Here is a 24751-nt window from a genome sequence, read left to right on the forward strand (position 1 = left end):
CCAAATGCATGGGGGAAGTGAAAGGATTCGCGATGACTTTCAAAAAAATCTGGAAAATACTACCGTATCGCGGCACGGCATAAGCCGGCTATGGAACCCACGGCATCGCATGGCTTATCTCGACAACATCGCCGTTTTCGTTCGCGTCGTGGAACTCGGCAATCTTTCTGCCGCGGGCCGCGACATGCGCATTTCGCCTGCCGTCGCCTCCAACCGCATCAAGGAACTGGAAAAGCACCTCGGCGTCAGGCTTTTCAACCGCACCACGCGCCAGTTGATGCCGACCGAGCATGGCAACGTCTTCTATTCCGGCGCCAAACAGGTTCTAGAGGCGATTACCGAGGCTGAAGCCGCGGTCTCGGCACTTTCCGGCCAGCCACGCGGCACCATCCGCGTCACTGCCCCGCTCGGCCTTGGCCGTCGGCTTGTCGCTTCTGGCATTCCCGAATTCCATGACAAGTACCCCGACATCGAGGTCCGGCTGCGCTTGTCGGACCACAATGTCGACATCCTCAAGGAAGGCATCGACGTCGCTTTCAGGCTTGGGGTGATCGAGGATTCCAGCCTCCGCATGCGCGGCATCATGGAATGCGAGCGGGTGCTGGTCGCTGCCCCGAAATATCTCGAAAAGCGCGGCGAGCCCGAAAGCGCCAACGACCTGATCGGCAAGAAGCACGACTGCCTGATGCTGCGTTATCCCGGCTCACGCGAATTCTACTGGATGCTGGAGACCGCGGCAGGACCGACCAAGTTCGAGGTCCATGGCCCGTTCGATTCCGATGACGGCGACGTGCTGACCGGCTGGGCCCTGGCCGGGCGCGGCATCATCAACAAGCCGCGCTTCGAGGTCGAGCCCTTCATCCGCGACCAGCGGCTGAAGATCATCCTGCCACAGACACCGCCGACGCCTGTCCAGTTTGCCGCCGTCTATCCGCACAAGAAGCTGCAGGACCCGAAGGTCCGGCTGCTGCTCGACTTCATGGCCGACCGCTGCCACAAGCTGATCAAGGACATCCTCGCCCACAAGTAGGACGGTCGCGTCAGCTCATGGCCTGGTAGGCCGAAGTCCAGAAGTCGATGTAATGCGCCGGCGCCTGCGGCGAATCCATCAGCCTCTGGGAAAGCAGGATGCCGGCAAGGTCGTTTTCAGGATCGGCATAGGCCGAGGTGCCATAACCGCCATCCCAGCCAAAACGTCCCGGCACCTGCCAGAGGCTGTCTCGCTTGAGCGCCACCGACATGCCGAGACCCCAGCCCGAATTGCCGTTGAAGAACATCCGCCCGCTCGCCTTCTGGTCGTCGGTAAGCTGGTCCGTCGTCATCAGCTCGACCGAGGCGCGCGACAGGATGCGCTCGCCACCGAGCCTGCCCTTGCCGAGCAACATCTTCTGGAAGGCAAGGTAGTCCTCGGCTGTCGAGACCAGTCCGCCGCCGCCTGCCTCGAAGGTCGCCGGCGTGGCAAACAAACCGCCCCCGGCTTCGTCGTAGACGCCAAGCTTGCCGGTCTGGAAGTCCCTCGAATAGGCGGTGGGGAGCCGGTCGACCTTCTCCACTGGGCAATGGAAGCCGGTATCCTTCATGCCGAGCGGGCCGAAGATGCGCTCCTGCATGAAGGCCGACAGCGGCTGTCCCGCCGCGCGGGCGACCAGCACGCCGGCGACGTCGAGGCCTGTGTGGTAGAGCCAGCCTTCACCGGGCTGATGGGCGAGCGGCAGCGAGCCGATGCGCTTCATGTAGTCGTCGGGAGTACCGCGGAACAGGTCGGCACTCGGCGCGATGCCGGCTTCCTGCATGGCGTGCTGCAGCGGATATTGAAACGGATAGACCATGATCGCCCCCAGCCCGAAGCGCAGGGTCAGCAGATCGCGCAAGGTGATCGGCCGGCTGGCAGGAACGGTCTCGGTGAGCGGGCCGTCGATCGCTTTAAGAACCTTGCGATCGGCAAGCTCGGGCAGCCATTTGTCGACCGGTTCGTCGAGGCGCAGCCGCGACTCCTCGACGAGGATCATCGCCGCAACCGCAGTGACCGGCTTGGTCAGCGAGGCGATACGGAAGATGCTGTCGCGCTGCATCGGCGCCGAGCCGTTGAGCGCGAGCGTGCCAACGGCTTCGATATGGGTTTCGCCACCCCGGCTGACGGCCCAGACGAGCCCAGGCAGTTCGCCACGGTCGATGTGGCCAGCCATCACCATGCGCATCCGCTCGAGCCGGTCGGGAATAAAGTTGCCTGTGCTCATCGTCGTGCTCCCTGACTTTGCAGCCGCGCTCGAAGCGCCCGCTGCTGGTTGTGCCGACGCCCCTTCTGCCGGGGCAAGCAATGCCGCAAACGCCGCGCCCTTCATGACGGTGCGGCGGTCCATTCCCGATATCGTGCCCATCCTTGCATCCCTCCTGGGGTGGACGACAGTCCGTCAGCCCGCCGTCTCGTCCAGGTGCCTGGCCAGCGCTTCAAGAAGTTCGACCCAGCCCGCCTTGCGATCGGCCGTCTGGGCGTCGGCGTTGTCACTGTCGAGATAGGCGGCCTGCTCCGAGTAGACGAGCCGAGTGCCCTCGCCTTCCGGTACGAACTCGATGGTTGCCAGCGACGCGGAGAAGGGTTTCCCCTCTGTCGCCATCACATACGCGAAGACGATCCGCCGGTCGGAAACGATGTCGAGATAGGTCGTGTCGTTGGAGAACGACGCTCCGCCCTCGAAACGGAAACTGCTGCGCTCGGAACCGCCGGGCCTGAAGTCGACGACGAACTCGTCGACCTGCCAGCCTTCGCCCTCGACGAACCAGCGGCGCTTGCGGTCGGCCTGCGAGAATGCCGAAAACAGCTCCGCCGGTGACACCGGGTAGACGCGATGGCTGCTGAAGGTGGAGTGCGATGTTGAGGTGCTGGACATTTCTTTCCTCCTCTTGTGGGTGCCGCAACCAGAATTGAAACCAGTTGCATTTACTAACCAGTTGTAGGCTAGCGCAACTGATTATATGTTGCAACCAGTTTTGGAGACATTGCATGAACCAGCATCAACGGTCGGGCTGCCCGATCAACCTCACCCTCGAGGTGGTCGGCGACAAATGGAGCCTGATCGTCCTGCGCGACATGATGTTCGGCAACCGTCGGCATTTTCGCGAGCTGCTGACGAACTCCGAGGAGGGCATTGCCTCCAATATCCTGGCGGACCGGCTGAAGCGCCTTGTCGAGGACGGGCTGATCACCAAGGCCGACGACCCCAGCCACAAGCAGAAGGCGATCTACAGCCTGACAGAGATGGCGATCGAACTGCTGCCGGTTTTCGCCCATATCGGCGCCTGGGGCCGCAAGTGGCTGCCGGTCAGCGAGGAACTCAGCATCCGTGCCGAGCTGCTGGAAACGGGCGGCCCCGAGATGTGGCAGCGCTTCATGGAAGAGCTGCGTGCCTCCCATCTCGGCGAACCGCTGTCCGAGACGGCAAGGCAGCGGCTTCCGGTGCGCGAACAGCTGCAGGCGGCCTATCTCGAAGTGGTCGCCCGCAACGCCGCCGCTGGCTGACTTTCGACTGGTCCAGCCCGGAACCGAACTGTCGTGAGGCTGTTGTAGGCTGCGGATGCCTTCCGGCCGGCCGGAAGGCAGGCACGACCCGCGGATAAAGGAGCAGCCGATGATTTCCCACCCGACACGCAACGACCTCAAGTCCAACGCCAAGAAGGTTTCGATCGAGCTTCTGAACGCACGGCTGGCCGACGCGATCGACCTCGCGCTGATCACCAAGCAGGCGCACTGGAACGTCAAGGGCCCGCACTTCATCGCCATCCACGAGATGCTCGATGATTTCCGCAAGTATCTGGACGAACACGTCGACACCATTGCCGAACGTGTCGCCCAATTGGGCGGAGCGGCACTCGGCACCTCGCAGGTGGTGGTCGAGGCCAGCAAGCTGAAGCCCTACCCGACCGACATCTCGAAGACCAAGGACCACATCGCCGCGCTGATCGACCGCTATGCCGATGCAGCGAAAACCGTGCGCTCGGCCATCGACGAGGCGGGAGAGGCGGGCGACGCCGACACTGCCGACATCTTCACCGCCTATTCCAGGGCACTCGACAAGTCGCTGTGGTTCCTTGAGGCCCACATCCAGGAAAACGAATAGCCTGGCCGGTTCCGACGGCGGCGGTCACTTCGCCGGCAGAGCCAGCGCGGTCATGATCTCGGCTGCGGCAAGGGCGGCGATGACAGCGGGGCGCTTGTCCTTGACGGCGTCGCCGCCGATCGGGCAGACCAGCCGCGCATACTGCTCGTCGCTGCCGCCGGCCGTCTTGAGGAACCAGCTCCTGAACGTCGCCTTCTTGGTCTTGGAGCCGATCATGCCGACATAGCCGGTGTCGTCGCGCTTCAGCGCCTCGGCGACGATCAGGAAGTCGAGTGCATGGTCGTGGGTCAGCACCACCACGGCCGAGCCGGAGGGCGCCTCGCGCACCATCTCCTCCGGAACCGGGGTCAGCCTGACATCAATCTCCGCCGGCATGCCGTCGAGCGCATCGGCGCGGGTCTCGACGACCACCACATTCAGCGGCAGCAAGGCAAACGCGGATGCCAGCGCGTGGCCGACATGGCCGCCGCCGAAGACCAGCACATGTGGCAGGGCAGCGTCCGATATTTCGGCCGAAGCGACCAGGTCGGCAGCCATTGCCTCGTCGACGTGGCGGACGGCAACCTCGACCCGTCCGCCGCAGCACTGGCCGATCTCCGGCCCGAGTGGAATGTCGAGGGTGAGCGTTTCCCTCCCCCTTGAGGGGAAGGTGGCGGCGAAGCCGCCGGGTGGGGTCGTTTCGACCGGGCTCAACGCCCCTTGGGCGCTTCTTCCTGAGGTTACCCCCTCTGCCCGTTTCGCGGGCATCTCCCCCTTATGGGGGGAGATCGACCCCTTCAGCATCGCCCGCGCGCTGTCGATCGCCATGAATTCGAGCTGGCCGCCGCCGATGGTGCCGAAGATGCGCTCGAGTGACACCAGCATCCACGCGCCCTTTTCGCGTGGGGTCGAGCCCTTGGCCTCTGCCACCTCGACCAGCGCCACCGAAGGCGATGCGTCGAGGAATGCCCGGAGGCGCTTGGCCGTCTTGCTCACTTGGCCTGGGCCGCCTCGGCCCGGAGGCGTTCGATCGCCATCAGCACCCGCTCCGGCGTCGCCGGTGCGTCGAGACGCGGGCAGACTTTGTGGTCGGCGACGCTCGCCACCGCATCCGACAGCGCCTGCAGCACCGAGATGCCGAGTGGCAGCGGCGGCTCGCCGACGGCCTTGGAGCGGTGGATCGTCGGCTCATAGGCTTCCGACCAGTCGGTCAGTTCCACGTTGAAGATCTTCGGTCGGTCGGAAGCCAGCGGGATCTTGTAGGTCGACGGCGCATGGGTGCGCAGCCGGCCCTTGCCGTCCCACCACAGTTCTTCGGTCGTCAGCCAGCCCGTGCCCTGGACGAAGCCGCCCTCGACCTGGCCGATATCGATGGCCCGGTTCAGCGACCGGCCGGTATCGTGCAGGATATCGGCCCGCTCGATGACATACTCGCCGGTCAGCGTGTCGATCGACACCTCCGAGCAGGCCGCGCCATAGGAGTAATAGTAGAAGGCGTGGCCCCTGCCCTTGCTGCGGTCCCAGTGGATCTTCGGCGTCTTGTAGTGGCCGGCCGCCGACAGCTGGATGCGGTTCAGATAAGCCTGCTTGACCAGGTCGTTGAAGGAAATCTCCTGGTTGCCGACGCGCACGCGGTTGGGCAGGAACACCACCTGATCGCCCGGCACCTGGTACTTCTCGGCGGCGAAATCGGTCAGCCGCTTGCGGATCTGCCGTGCCGCGTCCTGCGCCGCCATGCCGTTGAGGTCGGCGCCCGAGGACGCCGCCGTCGGCGCGGTGTTCGGCACCTTGGCCGTGGTCGTCGCCGTGATCTTCACCCGGTCGAGGTCGATCTGGAATTCTTCCGCCACCACCTGCGCCACCTTGAGGTGCAGGCCCTGGCCCATCTCGGTGCCACCGTGGTTCATGTGCACCGAACCATCGGCATAGACGTGCACCAGCGCGCCGGCCTGGTTGGACTCGGTCTTGGTGAACGAGATGCCGAACTTGACCGGGGTCAGCGCCAGTCCGCGCTTGACGAAGCGGCTGTTGGCGTTGAACGCCGCGATCTCGCGCCGGCGGCGGGCATAGGACGCGCTCTCCTCCAGTTCCGCGACGATGCGGTGGATGATGTTGTCCTCGACCTTCTGGTGATAGGGCGTGAGGTTGCGTTCGCCGGCAACGCCGATGGCGTCGTAGAAGTTCCGCTTGCGGATCTCGAGCGGGTCCTTGCCGAGCGCAAACGCCACCTCTTCGATGACGCGCTCGGCGCCGACCATGCCCTGCGGGCCGCCGAAGCCGCGGAACGCAGTGTTCGACACGGTGTTCGTGTAGAGCGTCGACGACTTGGCATGCACGTTCGGATAGAAATAGGCGTTGTCGCAGTGGAACAGCGCGCGGTCGCCCACCGGCCCCGAGAGGTCGGCCGAGAAGCCCGCATTGAGCGCGAACATGTAGTCGACGCCGAGGATGTTGCCTTCCTCGTCGAAGCCGACTTCGTAGTCGATGGCGAAGTCGTGCCGCTTGCCGGTAGCGGTCATGTCCTCGTCGCGGTCGAGCCGGACCTTGACGGCGCGCTTGTGCTTCTTCGCAGCGATGGCCGCAATCGCCGCGCACTGGTTGGCCTGGGTTTCCTTGCCACCGAAACCGCCGCCCATGCGGCGCACCTCGACCGTCACCGCATGGCTGGGCACGCCGAGCACATGCGAGACGAGGTGCTGGGTCTCGCTCGGCCCTTGCGTCGAGCAATAGACAATAACCTCGTCGTCCTCGCCGGGCACGGCGAGTGAAATCTGGCCTTCGAGATAGAAGTGATCCTGGCCGCCGAGCTTCATTCGCCCTTTCACCCGGCGCGGTGCCGCGGCAATCGCAGCCGCCGCGTCGCCGCGCTTCAGCGTCAGCGGCGACGTCACCTGCTTGTCCTTCTCCGGATCGAGGTCCCAGATGCTGATGACCGCCGGGAACTCGTCGTATTCGATCTTGGCCAAGCGCGCCGCCCGGCGGGCCTGCTCGCGGGTGTTGGCCACGACAGCGAAGATCGGCTGGCCGTGGAACTCCACCTTGCCCTGAGCGAAGACCGGGTCGTCATGCATGCCGCTCGGCGAAATGTCGTTTTCGCCCGGCACGTCGGCATAGGTCAGCACGTCGACGACGCCGGGCGCAGCGCGGACGGCAGACAGGTCGACCGACTTCAGAGTGCCATGCGTGACGTTGGACAGGCCAAGGCCGACATGCAGCGTGCCCGCCGGTTCCGGCATGTCGTCGATGTAGACGGCTTCGCCGGCAACGTGCTTGTGCGCGGAATCGTGGCGCTGGTCGGTGTGCACGCCGCCCGTGATCTTCGCCGCCTTGAGGTTGGGTTGGTGCTGGGTCATCTCAGGCAGCCTCATATCTCGACACCGTGAACGGCGCCTTGGTGCCGGTCGTCTCCACATGGAAACGCAGCAGCAGGTTCTTCGCCACCAGCGCACGATACTCCGCCGTGGCGCGCATGTCCGTCAGCGGCGTAAAGTCTTCGGCAAACTTCGCCATCGCCGCCTCGACCGTTTCTTCGGTCCAAGGCTTGCCGACGAGCGCCTTTTCCACAACGCTCGCCCTCTTGGGCGTCGCCGCCATGCCGCCATAGGCGATGCGGACATCTGCCACGGTGCCATCCTTGGCAAGCTGCAGCCAGAAGGCACCGAGGGTGGCGGTGATGTCCTCGTCGCGGCGCTTGGTGATCTTGTAAACGGCGAAATGGTCGCCCTTGGCTGGCACCGGCACATGCACTGCCTCGACGAACTCGCCGGGCGCGCGGTCCTGCTTGCCATAAGCGATGAAGAAGTCCTGCAGCGGGATGGTGCGGCGTGTCTTGCCCTTGCGCAGCGTCAATGTCGCCCCGAGCGCGATCAATGGCGGCGGCGTGTCGCCGATCGGCGAACCGTTGGCGATGTTGCCGCCGATGGTGCCCATGTTGCGCACCTGCTGGCCGCCGATGCGGTCGATGAGCGGCCCCAGCGCCGGAATGCGCTTCGACAGCATCTCGAACGCCTCGGTGTAGGTGACGCCGGCACCGATGGAGATGACGCCCTTGTCCTCGTCAAGCGAATGCAGGCCGTCGATGTTGGCGATGAAGACGGCGGGCGCGATGGCGCGCATGTGCTTGGTGACCCAGAGGCCGACGTCGGTCGAGCCGGCGACGACGGTCGCGGTCGGCTCGGCATCGAGCACGTCGGCGAGATCGTCGACGCTGGCCGGGATGACGAAGCGGTCCTTGCCCTCGCCGACCTCGACGCGGGTGCCGTCCTTGAAGGCTTCGAGGCGGGCGGTGATCGCCTTGCGCTCGACCAGCAGCGGATCCTTGGCCACCTTGCCGTAGTCGGAGATGGCGCGCGCGGCGCGCATGATCGCCTCGTAGCCGGTGCAGCGGCAGAGATTGCCCTGCAGCGACTTTTCGATCGCTTCGTCCGACGGCTCGGGCGAGCCCATCCACAGGCCGTAGAGCGACATCACGAAGCCCGGCGTGCAGAAGCCGCACTGCGAGCCATGGAAATCGACCATGGCCTGCTGCACCGGATGCAGTTTGCCCGCCTCGCCGGCCAGATGCTCGACGGTTACGACATGGCAGCCGTCGAGCGAAGCCACGAAGCGGATGCAGGCGTTGACGCTTTCATAGACCAGCTTGCCGGCAGACAGCCGGCCGACAAGCACCGTACAGGCACCGCAGTCGCCCTCGGCGCAGCCTTCCTTGGTGCCGCGCAGCGTCCGGCGCAAGCGCAGATAGTCGAGCAGCGTTTCGTCGGGCGCGACCTGCGAAAGCGTCACGTCCTCGCCGTTGAGGATGAAGCGGATATGGTTGCGTGTCTTGACCGTCGCCATGGCTCAGCTGCCCCTGTAGGTGGAATAGCTGTAGGGGGAGATCAGCAGCGGCACATGATAGTGCGTTCGCTCGGCCATGCCAAAGCGGATCGGCACGATGTCGAGGAAAGCCGGCTGCGGCAGCTCGGTGCCTTGGCGGCGCAGATAGTCGCCGGCCGCGAAGACGAGTTCGTATTCGCCCGTCAGGAATTCGTCGCCGGCAAGCAGCGGCGCGTCGCAGCGGCCGTCGGAGTTGGTGGCGACCTTCTTGAGCAAGGTCCGCACATCGCCCTCGATGCGGAACAGCGAAATCGACAGCCCCTCGGCAGGCTTGCCGGATGCAGTGTCAAGGACATGGGTGGTGAGGCGTCCGCCTTCAGCCTTTGTCATTCGCTCTCCCTACTGGCGACACGCGCCATCATCATTGATTTTGCGCCATTTAAGGCCATTGCATAAGGTGCGGTCGAGAACACCGCTACAAAAAGACTTTCAAAATTTTTCGAGGGAATGTCTGCCGCTCCTTTCGCTATCCTGCTCCAGTGGCAGTAATCGACCGGTTCGAGGGATCATGCGTTACGTAAGAGATATGCGCGGCTATGGCGCGAACCCACCAGATCCGAAATGGCCCGGCGGCGCCAACGTCTGCGTGCAATTTGTGGTCAATTACGAAGAGGGCGGCGAGAACAACGTCCTGCACGGCGACGCAGCCTCCGAAGCCTTCCTGTCCGAGATCGTGGGCGCGGCCCCGTGGCCGGGCAAGCGCCACTGGAACATGGAATCGATCTACGAATACGGCGCCCGCGCCGGCTTCTGGCGGCTCCACCGCATGTTCACCGAAGCCAAGGTGCCGGTGACCGTCTACGGCGTCGCCACCGCTCTTGCCCGCTCGCCCGATCACGTCGCGGCGATGCAGGACGCGGACTGGGAAATCGCCTCGCACGGCCTGCGCTGGATCGATTACCGCGACCACGAGGAGGCTGCCGAACGCGCCGACCTGCTCGAAGCGATCCGCCTGCACACCGAAGTCGTCGGCGAACGCCCCACCGGCCTCTATCTCGGCCGCACCTCGGTCTATTCGGTGCGCCTCGCCGCAGCCGAAGGCGGCTTCAAATGGATTTCCGACACCTATGACGACGAACTGCCCTATTGGCTCGACCATGACGGCCATGGCAATTCCATTCCGCCGCAGCTGGTCATCCCTTACACGCTCGATGCCAACGACATGCGTTTTGCGACCGCGCAAGGCTTCAACTCGGGCGACCAGTTCTACGCCTATCTCAAGGACAGCTTCGATACCCTCTATGACGAGGGCGCCAAGGGCCGCCCGCGCATGATGAGCATCGGCCTGCACTGCCGCCTCGTCGGCCGTCCCGGCCGTGCCGAGGCGCTGCGCCGCTTCATCGAGTACGTACAGGGCCACGACAAGGTCTGGATCGCCCGCCGCGCCGACATCGCCAGGCACTGGCGCGAAAACCACCCCTACCAGCCGCAGGCGCTGCGCCCTTCGCGCATGGCGCGCGACGAATTCGTCCAGCGCTTCGGCTCGATCTTCGAGCATTCGCCCTGGATCGCCGAACGCGCCTTCGAATTCGAGCTCGGACCGGCTCATGACAGCGCCGGCGGCCTGCACAATGCACTCTGCCGCGCCTTCCGATCGGCGAGCGAGACAGAGCGGCTCGGCGTGCTCGCCGCCCACCCCGACCTCGCCGGCAAGCTGGCCCAGGCCAAGCGCCTGACGGAGGAATCAACCAAGGAGCAGGCATCCGCCGGCCTCGACGCGCTGACCGACGCCGAGCGCACCCGCTTCACCGAGCTCAATGCCACCTATGTCGAAAAATTCAGCTTCCCCTTCATCATCGCAGTGCGCGACAATGACAAGGCAAGCATCCTGAAGGCATTCGAGACCCGCATCGCCAACAGCCGCGACCAGGAATTCGCCGCCGCCTGCAAGCAGGTGGAACGCATCGCCTGGTATCGCCTCAACGACCTCCTTCCAAGCTAAGAAAAATGGCAAAACGCTCCTATTACGCGCCGAAAGGCGGCCTCCCTCCCCAGACGGACCTGATCACCGACCGCGCCGTCTTCACCGAAGCCTATGCGGTGATCCCGAAGCGCGAGTTTTCGGACATCGTCACCAGCTTCCTGCCGCACTGGGACAAGACGCGGCTGTGGGTCATCGCCCGTCCGCTCTCGGGCTTCGCCGAGACCTTCTCGCAATACATCATGGAAGTGCAGCCCGGCGGCGGCAGCGACCGGCCGGAACCAGATGCAGGCGCCGAAGGCGTGTTCTTCGTCGTCGAAGGCGAAGTAACCGTGACCGTTGCCGGCAAGAGCCATGTGCTGACGCCGGGCGGCTACGCCTATTTGCCACCGGCCAGCGGCTGGACGGTGCGCAATGCCGGCGTAGAGACGGCGCGCTTCCACTGGATCCGCAAGGCCTATGAATATGTCGACGGCCTCGACGCGCCCGATCCACTGTTCCTGAACGACAACGACATCGAGCCGAATGCCATGCCGGATACGGATGGCAGATGGGCGACGACCCGCTTTGTCGACCCCAACGACCTGCGCCACGACATGCATGTCACGGTGGTGACGTTCGAGCCCGGCGGCATCATCCCCTTCCCGGAAACCCACGTCATGGAGCACGGCCTCTACGTGCTCGAAGGCAAGGCGGTCTACCGGCTGAACAACGACTGGGTCGAGGTCGAGGCCGGCGATTTCATGTGGCTGCGCGCCTTCTGCCCGCAGGCTTGTTATGCCGGCGGCCCCGGCAGGTTCCGCTACCTGCTCTACAAGGACGTCAACCGCCACATGCAGCTCGGCGCCTTCAACGCCACGCGTCGCCGTTGAGGGTCAGCCATGTCGGGTGAGATGAAGCAGATCGTGGCCAAGCCCCTGACGCGCGAAAGCTTCGCCGAGTTCGGTGAGGTGATCGACACCAACTGCGACAGCCACTACCCGATCAACGCAGGCAAATGCGAGCGCTATCACGCGCTCGCCCGTGTCGAGGCGGCCGGCCCCGACGGCCACGTCATCATCAACATCTTCAAGGGCACGCCCTATCCGTTCCCGCTGAAGCTCTCGATGGTCGAGCGGCATCCGTTCGGCAGCCAGGCCTTTATTCCGCTGTCGCCGCGCCCCTATCTCGTCGTCGTCTGCCACGACATCGGCGATGGCCCGGGCGAGCCGCACGCCTTCGTCGCCGCACCCGGCCAGGGCGTCAACTATCCGCGCAATCTCTGGCACGGCGTACTGACCCCGATCGGCGAGAACCAGGACTTCGTCGTCGTCGACCGTGGCGGCACCGGCCCCAATCTCGAAGAGTTCCATTTCTCGCACCCCTACGAAATCGTCCTTCCGGAAGGCTTCTGAGCAAATGGCCGAACTCTCGTTGATCGAGCGCCTCTTCGACGTCATCGAACACGACATCGTGCCCAGGACCGCCGAAGGCGTGACGAAGGGCAACAAGCTGTTCGGCGCAGCACTCCTCGCCAAGGACGACCGTTCGCTGGTGCTGGCCGAGACCAACAACGAGCTCGAAAACCCGCTCTGGCACGGCGAGATGCATTGCCTGAAGCGCTTCTACGAAATGCCCAAGGCCAACCGTGCCGACACCAAGGACCTGATCTTCCTGTCGACCCACGAGCCCTGCTCGTTGTGCCTGTCGGCCATCACCTGGGCTGGATTCGACAATTTCTACTACCTGTTCAGCCACGAGGATTCGCGCGACAGCTTCGCCATCCCGCACGACCTGAAGATCCTGAAAGAGGTCTTCACGCTGGAGCCGGGCGGCTACAACGCCGACAACGCCTACTGGAAAAGCTTTTCGCTACGCAAACTGGTCCGCGAATTGCCCGAACCCGACCGCAAGCGGATGGAAGAGCGCGTGGCCAGGATTTCGGCGCTCTACGACGGGATGTCCGGCACATACCAGGCGAGCAAGGGCGACAACGACATCCCGCTGAACTGACGCGAACAGGCCAGAGAAATCCGCTCTCTGGCTCATCCGACACCCTTTGCGTTTGGCACCCTGTCGCCTACTGATGGCGCAGGGAGCCACGCATGAAAACCATCACCGAATTTCCGCGCGACATCGTCGAATTTCCCGACATGGGCATCGTCATGCCCGATGGCACGCGCCTGTCGGCGCGGGTGTGGATGCCCGCCGATGCCGACCAGGACCCGGTGCCCGCCATCGTCGAGCACCTGCCCTACCGCAAGCGCGACGGTACGACGACGCGCGACTGCCTGACCCACCCCTATTTCGCCGGCCATGGCTATGCCTGCATCCGCGTCGACATGCGCGGCAACGGCGATTCCGAAGGGCTGATGGACGACGAATACACCGAGCAGGAATGGCAGGACGCCTGCGAAGTCATTGCCTGGGCAGCCGCCCAGCCCTGGTGCAACGGCAAGGTCGGTATGATGGGCATCTCCTGGGGCGGCTTCAACGGCCTGCAGGTGGCGGCGAAACAGCCCAAGGCCCTGAAGGCCGTCATCACGCTCTGCTCCACCGACGACCGCTACGCCGACGACATCCACTACAAGGGCGGGTTGCTGCTCAACGAGAACATGGGCTGGGGTGCGACCATGCTGTCCTACTCGTCGCGACCGCCAGACCCGGCACTCGTCGGCGACAAATGGCGCGACATGTGGCTCGACAGGCTTGAGCATGAGCCGTTCCTGCCGGCGGTCTGGCTGAAGCACCAGACCCGCGATGCCTACTGGAAACGGGGCTCGGTCAACGAGGACTATTCCGCCATCAAGGCCGCCGTTCTGGCTATCGGCGGCTGGGGCGACGCTTACAAGAATGCGGTGTCCCGACTGGTCGCGGGCGTACAGGCGCCGGTCAAGGGCATCGTCGGCCCGTGGATCCACAAATACCCGCATTTCGCCGTACCCAAGCCGGCCATCGGCTTCCTGCAGGAAGCCCTGCGCTGGTGGGACCGTTGGCTCAAGGGCAAGGACACCGGCGTCGAAGACGACCCGGCGATGCGTCTCTACGTCATGGATTCCGAGCCGCCGCGCGACTGGTATCTCGAACGTCCGGGCCGCTGGATCGCCGAGCGGCAATGGCCGTCGCCGAACATTACCGCCAGGCGCCTTGCGCTCGGTGCGAATGGCATGTTGGCCGAGGACGCCAGGCTCGACGCGGCCGTGTCGATAAACTCGCCCCAGGATTGCGGCATGGACGGCGGCGAATATTGCGCCATCTGGCTCGGGCCGGAACTGCCGGGCGACCAGCGTTCCGACGACACCAAGTCGGCCTGCTTCGACGGTGCTGTGCTCGACGCCCCGCTCGACATTGTCGGGGCGCCCGTCATCCGCCTGAAGCTCGCAACCGACCGCCGGCACGGCATGGTCGCGGTGCGACTGTGCGACGTCCAGCCGGACGGCGCCTCGACCCGCATCACCTATGGCGTGCTCAACCTGTGCCACCGCAACGGCCACGAATTCCCTCAGACTATTGTGCCGGGCGAGACGATGGCGATCACGCTCAAGCTCGACGACATCGCCTACCGCGTGCTGCCCGGCAACCGGCTGCGTGTCGCCGTGTCCTCGACCTACTGGCCGCTTGTCTGGCCGTCGCCGGAAGAGGTGACGCTGACCCTTCATGACGGCGCCATCGACCTGCCGGTACGCCCCTCCGGCGACGGCGATGAATGGACCTTCGAGGAGCCCGAGGGGGCGACGCCCTGGCAGACCGAAACATTGCGCGAAAGTTCGAACAGCCGCACCGTCGAACGCGACGAAGCGGCCGGCACGGTCAGCCTGCGCATCGTCGACGACTTCGGCGAAATCCGCGATGCCGACCACGGCCTGGTCATCGGCGATGTCGCCCGCGAACTCTGGACAATCGATCCGTCCGACCCGCTTTCTGCCCATGGCGAGACCCACTGGACGCAGACTTTGTCGAGAAACGACTGGGCCGTCCGGACCGAAACTTTCACGACCATGCGTTCTGATGGCCAAAACTTCCAGCTGACCGGCCGGATCGAGGCCTATGAAGGCGAGAAGCTGGTGTTCGAACGAGATTTCGACGAAATCATCGCACGCGATCACATCTGACGCGGAAGCGGCTTGGTCCAAAAGCGACGTGGCGATTGCGCCACTCGATGTCGCATTCGGCCTTGCCGATGCCCTTACGTTACGGTCAATATTGCCACCAGAAGTCGAGCAATAACGACCGCCAGAGTGAGGAGCCTTTCCAATGTCGAATGAACTGGAATATCTGAGCCGCCGAGTCGCTGCGGGCAAATTGAACCGCCGTGACTTCCTGGGCCGCGCCGCGGCCCTGGGCGTCGCGGCAAGTTTCGCGAACTCGTTGCTCGCCAGCGCCGCCAGGGCTGAAGGCCCGGTCAAGGGTGGCATCCTTCGCGCCGGCATGCAGGGTGGTGCCGCCACCGACAGCCTCGATCCGGCGTCGTGGTCGAGCCAGGTGCCCTATTTCTTCGGCCGCCAGTGGGGCGAGCAGTTGGTGCAGATCTCGCCCGAGGGCGAGCCCAAGCCGGCGCTCGCCGAGGAATGGGGCGCATCCGACGACGCCAAGACCTGGACCTTCAAGATCCGCAAGGGCGTACAGTTTCACGACGGCAAGGAGATGACCCCCGCCGACGTCGTCGCGACCATCGAACGCCATTCCGACGAGAAGGCGAAGTCCGGCGCGCTTGGCCTGATGGGCGGCATCGCCTCGGTCAAGGCCGACGGCCAGAACGTCGTGTTCGAGCTCAAGGAGGCCAACGCCGACCTGCCCTTCCTGCTCGACGACTACCACCTGATGATCCAGCCCAATGGCGGCAAGGACAAGCCCGACGCCGGCATCGGCACTGGCCCCTACAAGATCACCGTCAACGAAGCCGGCGTGCGGCTCGGCGGCGAGAAGTTCGCCAATTACTGGCGTGACGACCGCGGCTTTGCCGACCAGATCGAAATCATTGTCATCAACGATGCCACGGCCCGCACGTCTGCATTGCAGGGCGGCCAGGTCGATATCATCAACCGCGTCGAGCCGAAGATCGTCGAGTTGATCAAGCGCGTGCCGGGTGTGGTCATCCGCAACGTCGCCGGCCGCGGCCACTACGTCTTCATCGCCCACACCAACACGGCGCCCTTCGACAACAACGATCTGAGGCTTGCGCTGAAATACGCGCTCGACCGCGAGGAAATGCTGCAGAAGATTCTGATGGGCTACGGCTCGGTCGGCAACGACACGCCGATCAACAAGGCCTATCCGCTGTTCACCGAGATGGAGCAGCGCAAATACGATCCGGAAAAGGCAGCCTTCCACTACAAGAAGTCGGGCCATTCCGGCTCGGTTCTGCTGCGCACCTCCGACGTCGCCTTCCCCGGCGCGGTCGATGCTGCCCAGCTCTACCAGCAGAGCGCGGCCAAGGCCGGCATCACGCTCGAGGTCAAGCGCGAGCCCGGCGACGGCTACTGGTCGGAAGTCTGGAACAAGCAGCCCTACTCGGCTTCCTACTGGGGCGGACGCCCGACCCAGGACCAGATGTATTCGACCGCCTACTATTCCAAAGCCGAATGGAACGACACGCGTTTCCAGCGCGAGGACTTCGACAAGATGCTGTTTGCGGCGCGCTCCGAGCTCGACAACGACAAGCGTAAGAAACTCTACGCCGACATGGGCCAGATCGTCCGCGACGAAGGCGGCGTGATCACCCCGATGTTCAACGACTTCATCGACGCAACCAGTGCCAAGGTCGGCGGCTGGGTCGATGACGGCAACCAGGAGATGATGGGCGGCTACGCGCTGTCGAAGTGCTGGCTGAACGCCTGACAAGGGCGTTGAGCGTATGTCCAATCCGATTCTGAAACTGATTGCCCAGCGCATTGCGCTGGGCCTTCTCCTGCTCCTGGCCGTTTCGGTCCTGATCTTCGCCGGCACCCAGATCCTGCCCGGCGACGTCGCCCAATCCATCCTCGGCCAGTCGGCCACGCCCCAGGCGCTCGCCAACCTGCGCGAGGAACTCGGCCTCAACGACCCCGCCATCGTCCGCTATTTCAGATGGCTCGGCGGCGTCCTCACCGGCGACCTCGGCACGGCCCTGTCGAGCCGGCAGGACATCGCCGCCTCGATCGGCGGACGTCTGTGGAACACGCTGTTCCTCGCCTTCTGGGCGGCTGTCGTTTCCGTACCGCTGGCGATCATCCTCGGCCTGCTGGCCGTGCGCTATCGCAATGGCTGGATCGACAAGACCATCTCCGGCCTGGCGCTGGCATCGACCTCGCTGCCCGAGTTCTTCATCGGCTACCTCCTGGTCTATTTCTTCGCCGTGAAGCTGCAGTGGTTCCCGGGCATCTCCACCGTCTATGACGGCATGCCGTTCCTCGAACGCATGAAGGCGATCGCCCTGCCGGCTACTGCGCTGACACTGGTGGTGCTGGCCCACATGATGCGTATGACCCGGGCCGCGATCCTCAATGTCATGCAGTCGGCCTATATCGAGACGGCGGAGCTCAAGGGTCTTTCGCCCTTCGACATCATCCGCAAGCACGCCTTTCCCAATGCGATTGCGCCGATCATCAACGTGGTCATGCTCAACCTTGCCTTCCTCATCGTCGGCGTGGTCGTGATCGAGGTGATCTTCGTCTATCCCGGCATGGGGCAATACCTCGTCGACCATGTCGCCAAGCGCGACGTGCCGGTGGTTCAGGCAGTGGGGCTGATCTTCGCAGCGGTTTACATCGGCCTCAACATCGTCGCCGACATTGCCGCCATCGTCGCCAATCCACGCCTCCGGCATCCGAAGTGAGCGGCGCGCCATGCTGGACCTGAAACGCATCCCCCTTGGCGCCGCGATCGGCCTGATCCTGACCGCATTGTTCCTCATCGCGGCGATCTTCGCGCCGCTGATCGCGCCCTATGGCCTCGGCGAGATCGTCGGCGACGTCTGGGCGCCGGCCTCCGGCCAGTTCCTGCTCGGCACTGACAATCTCGGCCGCGACCTGCTTTCGCGCATGATCTACGGCGCGCGCACCACCATCTTCATCGCCGTCATGGCAACCGCCTTGTCGTTTTCGCTCGGCGCGATCCTGGGCTTCACCGCCGCCGTCGTCGGCGGCTGGTTCGACACCGGCATGTCGCGCTTCGTCGACTTGCTGATGGCGATCCCGACGCTGATCTTCGCGCTCGTGGTGCTGTCGGTGCTGCCCTCGACCTTGCTGACCCTGATCCTGGTGATGGGCATTCTCGACGCAACGCGCGTCTACCGGCTGTCGCGCGCGGTTGCCGTCGACATCAACGTCATGGACTTCGTCGAGGCGGCCAAGCTGCGCGGCGAAGGCAAGGGCTGGATCATCTTCCGCGAGATCCTGCCCAATGCGCTGTCGCCGCTGGTTTCCGAACTCGGCCTGCGCTTCATCTATGCCGTGCTGTTTCTGTCGGCTCTGTCCTTCCTCGGCCTTGGCGTGCAGCCGCCTGACGCCGACTGGGGCGGCATGGTCAAGGAAAACAAGGACGGCATCGTCTTCGGCATCCCGGCAGCACTGATCCCGGCCGCCGCGATCGCCGCACTCGCCATCTCCGTCAACCTCGTCGCCGACTGGGTGCTCAACCGCACCACCGATCTCAAGGGAGGGCGTGGCAATGGCTAAGGCACCCGCGAACGGCTCCGGCCCGCTGCTCGACATCCGCAACCTCAGGATCGAGGCAAAGGTCTACCCACCCGGCGAGGCGCCGCGCACCATCACCCTGGTCCACGACGTGTCGCTGACGCTGGAAAAAGGCAAGGTGCTCGGACTGATCGGGGAATCCGGTGCCGGCAAGTCGACCATCGGCCTGTCGTCGATGGCCTATGGCCGCGGCGGCGTGAAGATCACCGGCGGCGAGATCCTGCTCAACGGCCGCGACATCCGCAAGGGTGGCACGCAAGGCATTCGCGCCCTGCGCGGCCGCGAGGTCTGCTATGTCGCGCAGTCGGCGGCGGCAGCGTTCAACCCGGCACACCGGCTGATGGACCAGGTCGTCGAAGCCTCGATCCTGCACGGCGTGGCGAGCCGGGCGGAGGCCGAAAAGCGCGCCGTTGCGCTGTTCAGGAAGCTCAGCCTTCCCGACCCGGAAAACATCGGCAAGCGTTTCCCGCACCAGGTCTCGGGTGGCCAGTTGCAGCGCGTCATGACCGCCATGGCGCTGTGCTCCGAGCCCGACCTGATCGTCTTCGACGAACCGACGACCGCACTCGACGTCACCACCCAGATCGACGTGCTCGCCGCGATCAAGGAGGCGATCCGCGACACCGGCGTGGCAGCACTCTACATCAGCCACGACCTCGCCGTCGTCGCCCAGGTCTCCGACGAAATCATGGTGCTCCGGCACGGCAAGCTGGTCGAATGGGGCGGCACGCGCCAGATCATCAAGGAGCCACGCCAGGAATACACCTCAGCACTCGTCTCGGTGCACGAGATCGAGCACCAGGAGAAGGCGCCCGGCGCCAACCCGTTCCTTTCGGTCAGGAACGTCACCGCCGCTTATGGCGGCGGCACGATCAAGGTGTTGAAGAACGTCTCGGTCGACATCCTGCCAGGCCAGACGCTGGCCGTCGTCGGCGAATCCGGCTCCGGCAAGTCGACGCTGGCCCGCGCCATCACCGGCCTTCTACCGCCCGAGCAGGGCAGCATCACCTTTGCCGGACGCACGCTTTCCAATCGCCTCGCCGACCGCAGCCGCGACGATCTGCGCGAGTTGCAGATGATCTACCAGATGGCCGACGTGGCGATGAACCCGCGCCAGACCGTGGGCACGATTATCGGCCGTCCGTTGGAGCTCTATTTCGGCATGGGCGGCAAGGAGCGCGATGCCCGCGTCGCCGAACTGCTCGACAAGATCGAGATGGGTCGCGGCTTTGCTGATCGCTATCCGGCCGAGCTTTCCGGCGGGCAGAAGCAGCGCGTCTGCATCGCCCGTGCGCTCGCCGCCAAGCCGCGTCTGATCATCTGCGACGAGGTGACCAGCGCGCTCGACCCACTGGTCGCCAACGGCATCCTCAAGCTGCTGCTCGGCCTGCAGGCGGAGGAAGGCGTCGCCTATCTGTTCATCACCCACGACCTCGCCACGGTGAAGTCGATCGCCGATTCCATCGCGGTCATGTATCGCGGCGAGGTGGTGCGCTACGGGCCGAAGTCCGAGGTGCTGAAACCGCCCTTCGACGCCTACACCGACCTGCTGTTGTCATCGGTGCCGGAAATGGAGATAGGCTGGCTGGAAAAGGCCATCGGCGGACGCAGGATGGCCAGCGCGGGGAATTGAGGGAACGAAATAGGTGCGTCCTTCGAAGCTAGCCTTTCAGGCGAGCACCTCAGGATGAGGACCGTTGCGTTCCTTCGCACCCCCTCTCTGGCCTGCCGGCCATCTCCCCCGCAAGGGGGGAGATCATGCCTTCATCGGCCTGGGCGGCCAACCACAAAGGTCGCAAGGCGGGCCCTGCTGGTTCGCAGGATGGGCACAAACGGCGGCGTGACTAATCTCCCCCCTTGCGGGGGAGATGGCCGGCAGGCCAGAGAGGGGTGCTAAGGGCCGCTAACCTCTAACCGTCACCATACCCACTCGCGACGCCCGAGCACCGCCACAGCATCGACGATACGCGTGAAGCTTTCGCGGGCGCGGCCAACGCTGTGGCGGGCGCGGAGATAGCCGTGCACAAGCCCAGCCTCCTCGAACCAGAACGCCTTGCCGCCGGCGGCGACGATGCGCTCGCCATAGGCCTCGCCGTCCGACGACAGCGGGTCGCATTCGGCGGTAATGACGACAGTCGGTGGCAGGTTGGCGAAATCGCCATCGGCCAGCGGCGACAGCGTGATATCACCGGTGCGGTCTTCCCCGCCGGTGCGGATATCCTGGTAGAAATCGAGGTCGCGCATGGTCAGCATCGGCGCCTCGGCGTGCCTGACATAGGAACCGCGGCTGCGGTCGCCGCCCAGGCCGGGATAGATCAGCAACTGCCCGACCGGATGGCGCTTGTGGCCGCGCGTCGCATGGCTGACGGCAGCCGCGATGTTGCCGCCGGCGCTGTCGCCGGCGAGCACGATGGGCTGCACGTAGGTAGCGATCGCCCATTCGAAGGCGGCCATGGCGTCGTCGAAGGCCGCCGGATGTCGGTGCTCGGGCGCCAGCCGATAGTCCACTGACGCCACTTCGTAGCCGGTTCGGCCGCAGAGCTCGGCGCAAACATCGTCATGGCTGTCGAGCCCGCCGAGGATGAAGCCGCCACCATGGAAGTAGAGTACCACGGCCTCTGGCGCCTTGCCGGCCAGACGATAGATGCGGACGGGCACGTCGCGCGCCGGAGCAGCGATAGCCGTCGTCTCGGCCGACACGCCCTCCGGGTAGCCGGCGAAGAACTCCCGACACATGCGGTCGTAGATCTCGCGCTGCTGGGCAATCGTGTAGTCGACGGTGTCGGGCGGATAGTAGGAGTTCGTCCGCTCGATGAACGCCCAGGTCTCGGCGTCGATGAGCTTTGTGTAGTCGGTCATTGGAGCAGGCCTCGGTAGCGCTCCTTCACGCCCCCCTCTGGCCTGCCGGCCATCTTCCCCACGAGGGGGGAGATCAAGCGCTTCGCCGGCGGCCCACCTCTTGTAACGTTGGCGGTTGGCGAAAGTCGGGACGACAGGTGATCTCCCCCTTGAGGGGGAGATGGCCGGCAGGCCAGAGGGGGGCGAGACGGAACGTAATCACTTCCACGGAGCCTACTTCCCCTTCCACACCGGGTCGCGCTTTTCGGCGAACGCCTTGAAGCCTTCGAGATTGTCCTCCGAGGCGTAGAGCTCGTCCACCGTTGGGAATTGCCGCTTGGTGATACGGTTCATCGTCTCCTGGAAACCCATCACCTCGGCCGCGCGCGCCACCTCCTTGATGGCGGCGAAGACCAGCGGCGGGCCGCCGGCGAGCAGCCGGGCGATCTCCCAGACGCGGCCTTCGAGCTTGTCGGCCGGCAGCACCTCGTTGACCAGCCCCCAGCGATGCGCCTCGGCGACGTCCATCCAGCGGCCGGTGAGCAGGAGGTCCATCGCCACGTGATAGGGAATGCGCTTGGGCAGCTTGATGGTTGCGGCGTCCGCCAGCGTGCCGGCCTTGATTTCGGGCAGCGCGAAGCTCGAATGCTCCGAGGCGTAGATCAGGTCGCAGGACAGCGCCAGCTCGAAGCCGCCGCCCACCGCCATGCCGTTGACGCAGGCAATCACCGGCTTGTTGAGGTCGCGCAGCTCCTGCAGCCCGCCGAAGCCGCCGACGCCATAGTCGCCGTCGACCGCATCGCCGCTCGCCGCGGCCTTCAGGTCCCAGCCGGCCGAGAAGAATTTCTCCCCCGCTGTCTTAACGATGGCGATGCGCAGCCCGTCATCGTCGCGAAAAGCCTTGAAAGTCTCGCCCAAAAGCCGCGACGTGGCGAGGTCGATGGCGTTGGCCTTCGGCCGGTCGAGCGTGACCTCGAGGATCACGCCCTCCCTGCGGGTCTTGATGACGTCGGACATTGCGCTTTCTCCATTACCCCTCACCCTTACCCTCTCCCCGTGGAAAACGGGGAGAGGGGGGCGTCGGCGTCGTGATTTGCCTCCTTCTCCCCGTCATTACGGGGAGAAGGTCCGGTAGGGGATGAGGGGCTGTTTAAGGCCAACACCAGCAGCGCATCGGCGATCCAGGCACCCTGCCCTTCACCACAGACGATCAGCGGATTGATGTCGAGTTCCTCGATGCGGTCGGCATAATCGGACACAAAACCGGCAATGGCCATTATTGCATCCACGGCCGCACCAACGTCCGCCCTGGCACGGCCACGATAGCCGTCGAGCAGCGGATACATCTTCAGCCCCTTCAGCGCTGCCTCGACCTCGCCGCGCGAGGCAGGGAGCAGCAGCGTGGCGCTGTCCTTGATGAGTTCGACCAGCACGCCGCCGGTACCGATGGTCATAACAGGGCCGAACAGCGGATCGCGGGTGACGCCGACGATCAACTCGGCCACGCCGCCTGAGACCATCTTCTCGACATAGAGGCCGGAGCCGAGCCGCAACAGGGCGGCCGCTGCGGCACCGATCTCCTCGCCGGTCCGGAGATTGAGCCTGACAGCGCCAAGCTCGCTCTTGTGGGCAACGCCCAGAGCCTTGAGCGCGACGGGATAGCCCCGCGCCTCCGCCGCCGCGATGGCCTCGGCGACGCTCGCCGCGCGGTGGCCTGCCGGTACGGCAAGGCCAGCGTCGCGCAGCAGCGATTTGACGGCGGCTTCGTCGAGCTGGGTATCCTCCCCCTTGAGGGGGAGGTGCCCGCGAAGCGGGCGGAGGGGGTAACCTCAGAAGGCACCGCCGACGCATCGTGCACGACCCCACCCCGATCGGCTCCGCCGATCGACCCTCCCCTCAAGGGGGAGGGATCGCGCCGCCACGCCTCGCCAATCGTCGCTGCAGCCTCCGCCGCGTCCATCGCCTCGGCGATCCCCTGCAACGGCACGATGCCGCGCGAAAACAGGTCGGCGGCATGGTCCTCGGTCAGGTTCTCCGACATCGACGCCACCACGGCACCGCGCGCGCCATTGGTCTTCAGCGCTACCTCGAAGGCCCGCACGGTCGGCCACCAGTCGGCGTCCGAGCAGCGGTCGTTGCGCGGGAAGTCGAGCACCAGCATGTTGAGGTCGAAACCGCCTGACGCCATCGCCGTGAAGGTGGCCGTCATCGCCGGTTCGTCGTTCCAGATGAAGGTGTGATAGTCGAGCGGATTGGCGACCGCCACGAAGGCGCCGAGCGTCGATTTTATCCTCGCATAGTGCTCGGGCGTAAGCGCCGGGAAACGCAACCGCCGGCCCTCGGCGCTGTCGGCCATGACCGACGCCTCGCCGCCCGAACAGCTCATCGAAGACAGCGTGAAGCCGGGCAGCGGGCCGACTGCGTGCAGCAGCTTCAGCGTTTCCAGCAACGACGGGATGGTGTCGACGCGGGCGATGCCCAGCCGCTTGAGGAAGGCGTCCGATGCGGCATCCGACCCGGCGAGCGACGCCGTGTGCGAGATCGTCGCCTTGCGCGCCTGTTCGGAGCGGCCGACCTTCATGGCGACGATCGGCTTGCCCAGTTCGCGTGCCCGCGCCGCCAACCGCTCGAAACCGTCGACGGTGTCGAAACCTTCGATGTGCAGGCCAAGGCACGACACGCGCTCATCCTCGATCAGGCCCAGCGCCATTTGGGAAAGGCCGGTCTGCGCCTGGTTGCCGGCGGTCATCAGGAAGGCGACCGGCAGGCCGCGCTTCTGCATGGTCAGGTTGCAGGCGATGTTGGAGGACTGCGTGATGATGGCAACGCCGCGGGTGCCCGGCGCCAGCCTCTGGCCGCCGTGCTGGTCGGGCCATAGCAGCGCGCCGTCGGCATAGTTGATCAGGCCGTAGCAATTGGGCCCAATGACCGGCATCGCACCGGCCGCCGCCACCAGTTCTGCCTGCAGCCGTTCGCCGTCGGCATCGTCGCTGCCAGCTTCGAGGAAGCCGGAGGCAAAGCAGATCGCCCCGCCGGCGCCGCGCTCGGCAAGTTGAGCAATCACCTCGATAGTCAGGAAGCGGTTGACGCCGACGAAGGCTGCGTCTGGGGCTGCGGGCAGCTCGGCGACCGAACGGAAAGTCCTGATGCCCTCGACCTTGTCCTTGGTCGGGTGCACCGGCCAGATGTCGCCGGCAAAGCCCATCTTCAGGCACTGCTTGACCACGGCCGCGGCCTGCGAGCCGCCGAACACCGCAATCGACTTAGGCCGCAGCAGGCGTTCGAGGCGCCCTTTACCCTCCCCCTTGTGGAGAGGGTCGACGCGCAGCGTCGAGGTGGGGGTGTCAGAAGTCGAGCAAGACATTGTTTCA

At 65.0% G+C, this 24751-nt stretch carries 20 protein-coding genes and 1 pseudogene; 12 read left to right on the forward strand and 9 right to left on the reverse strand.

Features of this window, described 5'->3' with window-relative positions; genetic code table 11:
* The first annotated feature begins 109 nt into the window (after positions 1–109).
* Positions 110–1030 (forward strand): LysR family transcriptional regulator, encoded by a 921-nt coding sequence (locus tag WHT83_RS23640; RefSeq protein WP_108606995.1) that lies wholly within the window; start codon positions 110–112, stop codon positions 1028–1030.
* A 10-nt stretch (positions 1031–1040) separates the two neighbouring features.
* On the opposite strand, the gene WHT83_RS23645 is transcribed toward WHT83_RS23640, so the two are convergent.
* Positions 1041–2237, reverse strand: a complete 1197-nt coding sequence (locus WHT83_RS23645) for a serine hydrolase domain-containing protein (protein WP_406872543.1) — start codon at positions 2235–2237, stop codon at positions 1041–1043.
* Between the two features lie 174 nt (positions 2238–2411).
* A complete protein-coding gene (locus tag WHT83_RS23650; protein WP_406872544.1) occupies positions 2412–2888 on the reverse strand; it encodes an SRPBCC family protein in 477 nt (158 codons plus the stop codon).
* Between the two features lie 113 nt (positions 2889–3001).
* Here WHT83_RS23650 and WHT83_RS23655 point away from each other — a divergent pair, with 113 nt between their 5' ends.
* Together WHT83_RS23655 and dps are read left to right on the forward strand one after the other, a co-directional pair.
* Positions 3002–3517 carry a winged helix-turn-helix transcriptional regulator gene (locus WHT83_RS23655; RefSeq protein ID WP_406872545.1) on the forward strand — a complete coding sequence of 172 codons (516 nt, stop codon included), beginning with the start codon at positions 3002–3004 and terminating at the stop codon, positions 3515–3517.
* 109 nt (positions 3518–3626) lie between these two features.
* Positions 3627–4115, forward strand: coding sequence for a DNA starvation/stationary phase protection protein Dps (dps, locus tag WHT83_RS23660; protein WP_406872546.1), 489 nt, complete (start codon positions 3627–3629; stop codon positions 4113–4115).
* Between the two features lie 24 nt (positions 4116–4139).
* On the opposite strand, the gene xdhC is transcribed toward dps, so the two are convergent.
* The 4 genes from xdhC to uraH are packed head-to-tail and all read right to left on the reverse strand — an operon-like array spanning position 4140 to position 9299.
* On the reverse strand, positions 4140–5090 hold the full coding sequence (gene xdhC, locus WHT83_RS23665) for a xanthine dehydrogenase accessory protein XdhC (protein WP_406872547.1): 951 nt from the start codon (positions 5088–5090) through the stop codon (positions 4140–4142).
* Complete coding sequence (xdhB, locus tag WHT83_RS23670; protein ID WP_406872548.1) at positions 5087–7447, reverse strand: xanthine dehydrogenase molybdopterin binding subunit; 2361 nt, start codon at positions 7445–7447, stop codon at positions 5087–5089. Before xdhB ends, xdhC begins: the two co-directional genes overlap by 4 nt.
* A 1-nt stretch (position 7448) precedes the next feature.
* Entirely contained in the window at positions 7449–8930 is a 1482-nt protein-coding gene (xdhA, locus tag WHT83_RS23675) for a xanthine dehydrogenase small subunit (protein WP_406872549.1), read from the reverse strand.
* 3 nt (positions 8931–8933) lie between these two features.
* Positions 8934–9299 carry a hydroxyisourate hydrolase gene (gene uraH, locus WHT83_RS23680; RefSeq protein ID WP_108606989.1) on the reverse strand — a complete coding sequence of 122 codons (366 nt, stop codon included), beginning with the start codon at positions 9297–9299 and terminating at the stop codon, positions 8934–8936.
* 178 nt (positions 9300–9477) lie between these two features.
* Between uraH and puuE the strand changes: the two genes are divergently transcribed.
* The 9 genes from puuE to WHT83_RS23725 all read left to right on the forward strand — a co-directional run bounded on the left by puuE (position 9478) and on the right by WHT83_RS23725 (position 20175).
* Positions 9478–10911 (forward strand): allantoinase PuuE, encoded by a 1434-nt coding sequence (gene puuE, locus WHT83_RS23685; protein WP_406872550.1) that lies wholly within the window; start codon positions 9478–9480, stop codon positions 10909–10911.
* Positions 10912–10916: 5 nt separating this feature from the next.
* On the forward strand, positions 10917–11762 hold the full coding sequence (locus tag WHT83_RS23690; protein WP_406872551.1) for a bifunctional allantoicase/(S)-ureidoglycine aminohydrolase: 846 nt from the start codon (positions 10917–10919) through the stop codon (positions 11760–11762).
* Between the two features lie 21 nt (positions 11763–11783).
* Positions 11784–12284: an ureidoglycolate lyase gene (locus WHT83_RS23695; protein WP_318764178.1), complete on the forward strand. Its 501-nt coding sequence runs from the start codon at positions 11784–11786 to the stop codon at positions 12282–12284.
* Between the two features lie 4 nt (positions 12285–12288).
* On the forward strand, positions 12289–12882 hold the full coding sequence (locus WHT83_RS23700) for a nucleoside deaminase (RefSeq protein WP_406872552.1): 594 nt from the start codon (positions 12289–12291) through the stop codon (positions 12880–12882).
* 92 nt (positions 12883–12974) lie between these two features.
* Entirely contained in the window at positions 12975–14981 is a 2007-nt protein-coding gene (locus WHT83_RS23705; RefSeq protein ID WP_406872553.1) for a CocE/NonD family hydrolase, read from the forward strand.
* A 142-nt stretch (positions 14982–15123) separates the two neighbouring features.
* Complete coding sequence (locus WHT83_RS23710) at positions 15124–16707, forward strand: ABC transporter substrate-binding protein (protein ID WP_318763758.1); 1584 nt, start codon at positions 15124–15126, stop codon at positions 16705–16707.
* Positions 16708–16723: 16 nt separating this feature from the next.
* Positions 16724–17683: an ABC transporter permease gene (locus tag WHT83_RS23715; protein WP_108606981.1), complete on the forward strand. Its 960-nt coding sequence runs from the start codon at positions 16724–16726 to the stop codon at positions 17681–17683.
* Between the two features lie 10 nt (positions 17684–17693).
* Positions 17694–18524 (forward strand): ABC transporter permease, encoded by an 831-nt coding sequence (locus tag WHT83_RS23720; RefSeq protein ID WP_108606980.1) that lies wholly within the window; start codon positions 17694–17696, stop codon positions 18522–18524.
* On the forward strand, positions 18517–20175 hold the full coding sequence (locus tag WHT83_RS23725; protein WP_406872554.1) for an ABC transporter ATP-binding protein: 1659 nt from the start codon (positions 18517–18519) through the stop codon (positions 20173–20175). Before WHT83_RS23720 ends, WHT83_RS23725 begins: the two co-directional genes overlap by 8 nt.
* 284 nt (positions 20176–20459) lie before the next feature.
* On the opposite strand, the gene WHT83_RS23730 is transcribed toward WHT83_RS23725, so the two are convergent.
* From WHT83_RS23730 to WHT83_RS23740, 3 genes and pseudogenes are all read right to left on the reverse strand, one after another.
* On the reverse strand, positions 20460–21401 hold the full coding sequence (locus WHT83_RS23730) for an alpha/beta hydrolase (protein ID WP_406872555.1): 942 nt from the start codon (positions 21399–21401) through the stop codon (positions 20460–20462).
* 213 nt (positions 21402–21614) lie between these two features.
* Positions 21615–22397 (reverse strand): carnitinyl-CoA dehydratase, encoded by a 783-nt coding sequence (locus WHT83_RS23735; protein WP_406872556.1) that lies wholly within the window; start codon positions 22395–22397, stop codon positions 21615–21617.
* A gap of 26 nt (positions 22398–22423) precedes the next feature.
* Positions 22424–24744: pseudogene (locus WHT83_RS23740) on the reverse strand (acetate--CoA ligase family protein).
* Positions 24745–24751 lie beyond the last annotated feature (7 nt).

It is taken from the genome of Aminobacter sp. P9b (assembly GCF_045345995.1).
Lineage (GTDB): Bacteria > Pseudomonadota > Alphaproteobacteria > Rhizobiales > Rhizobiaceae > Aminobacter > Aminobacter niigataensis.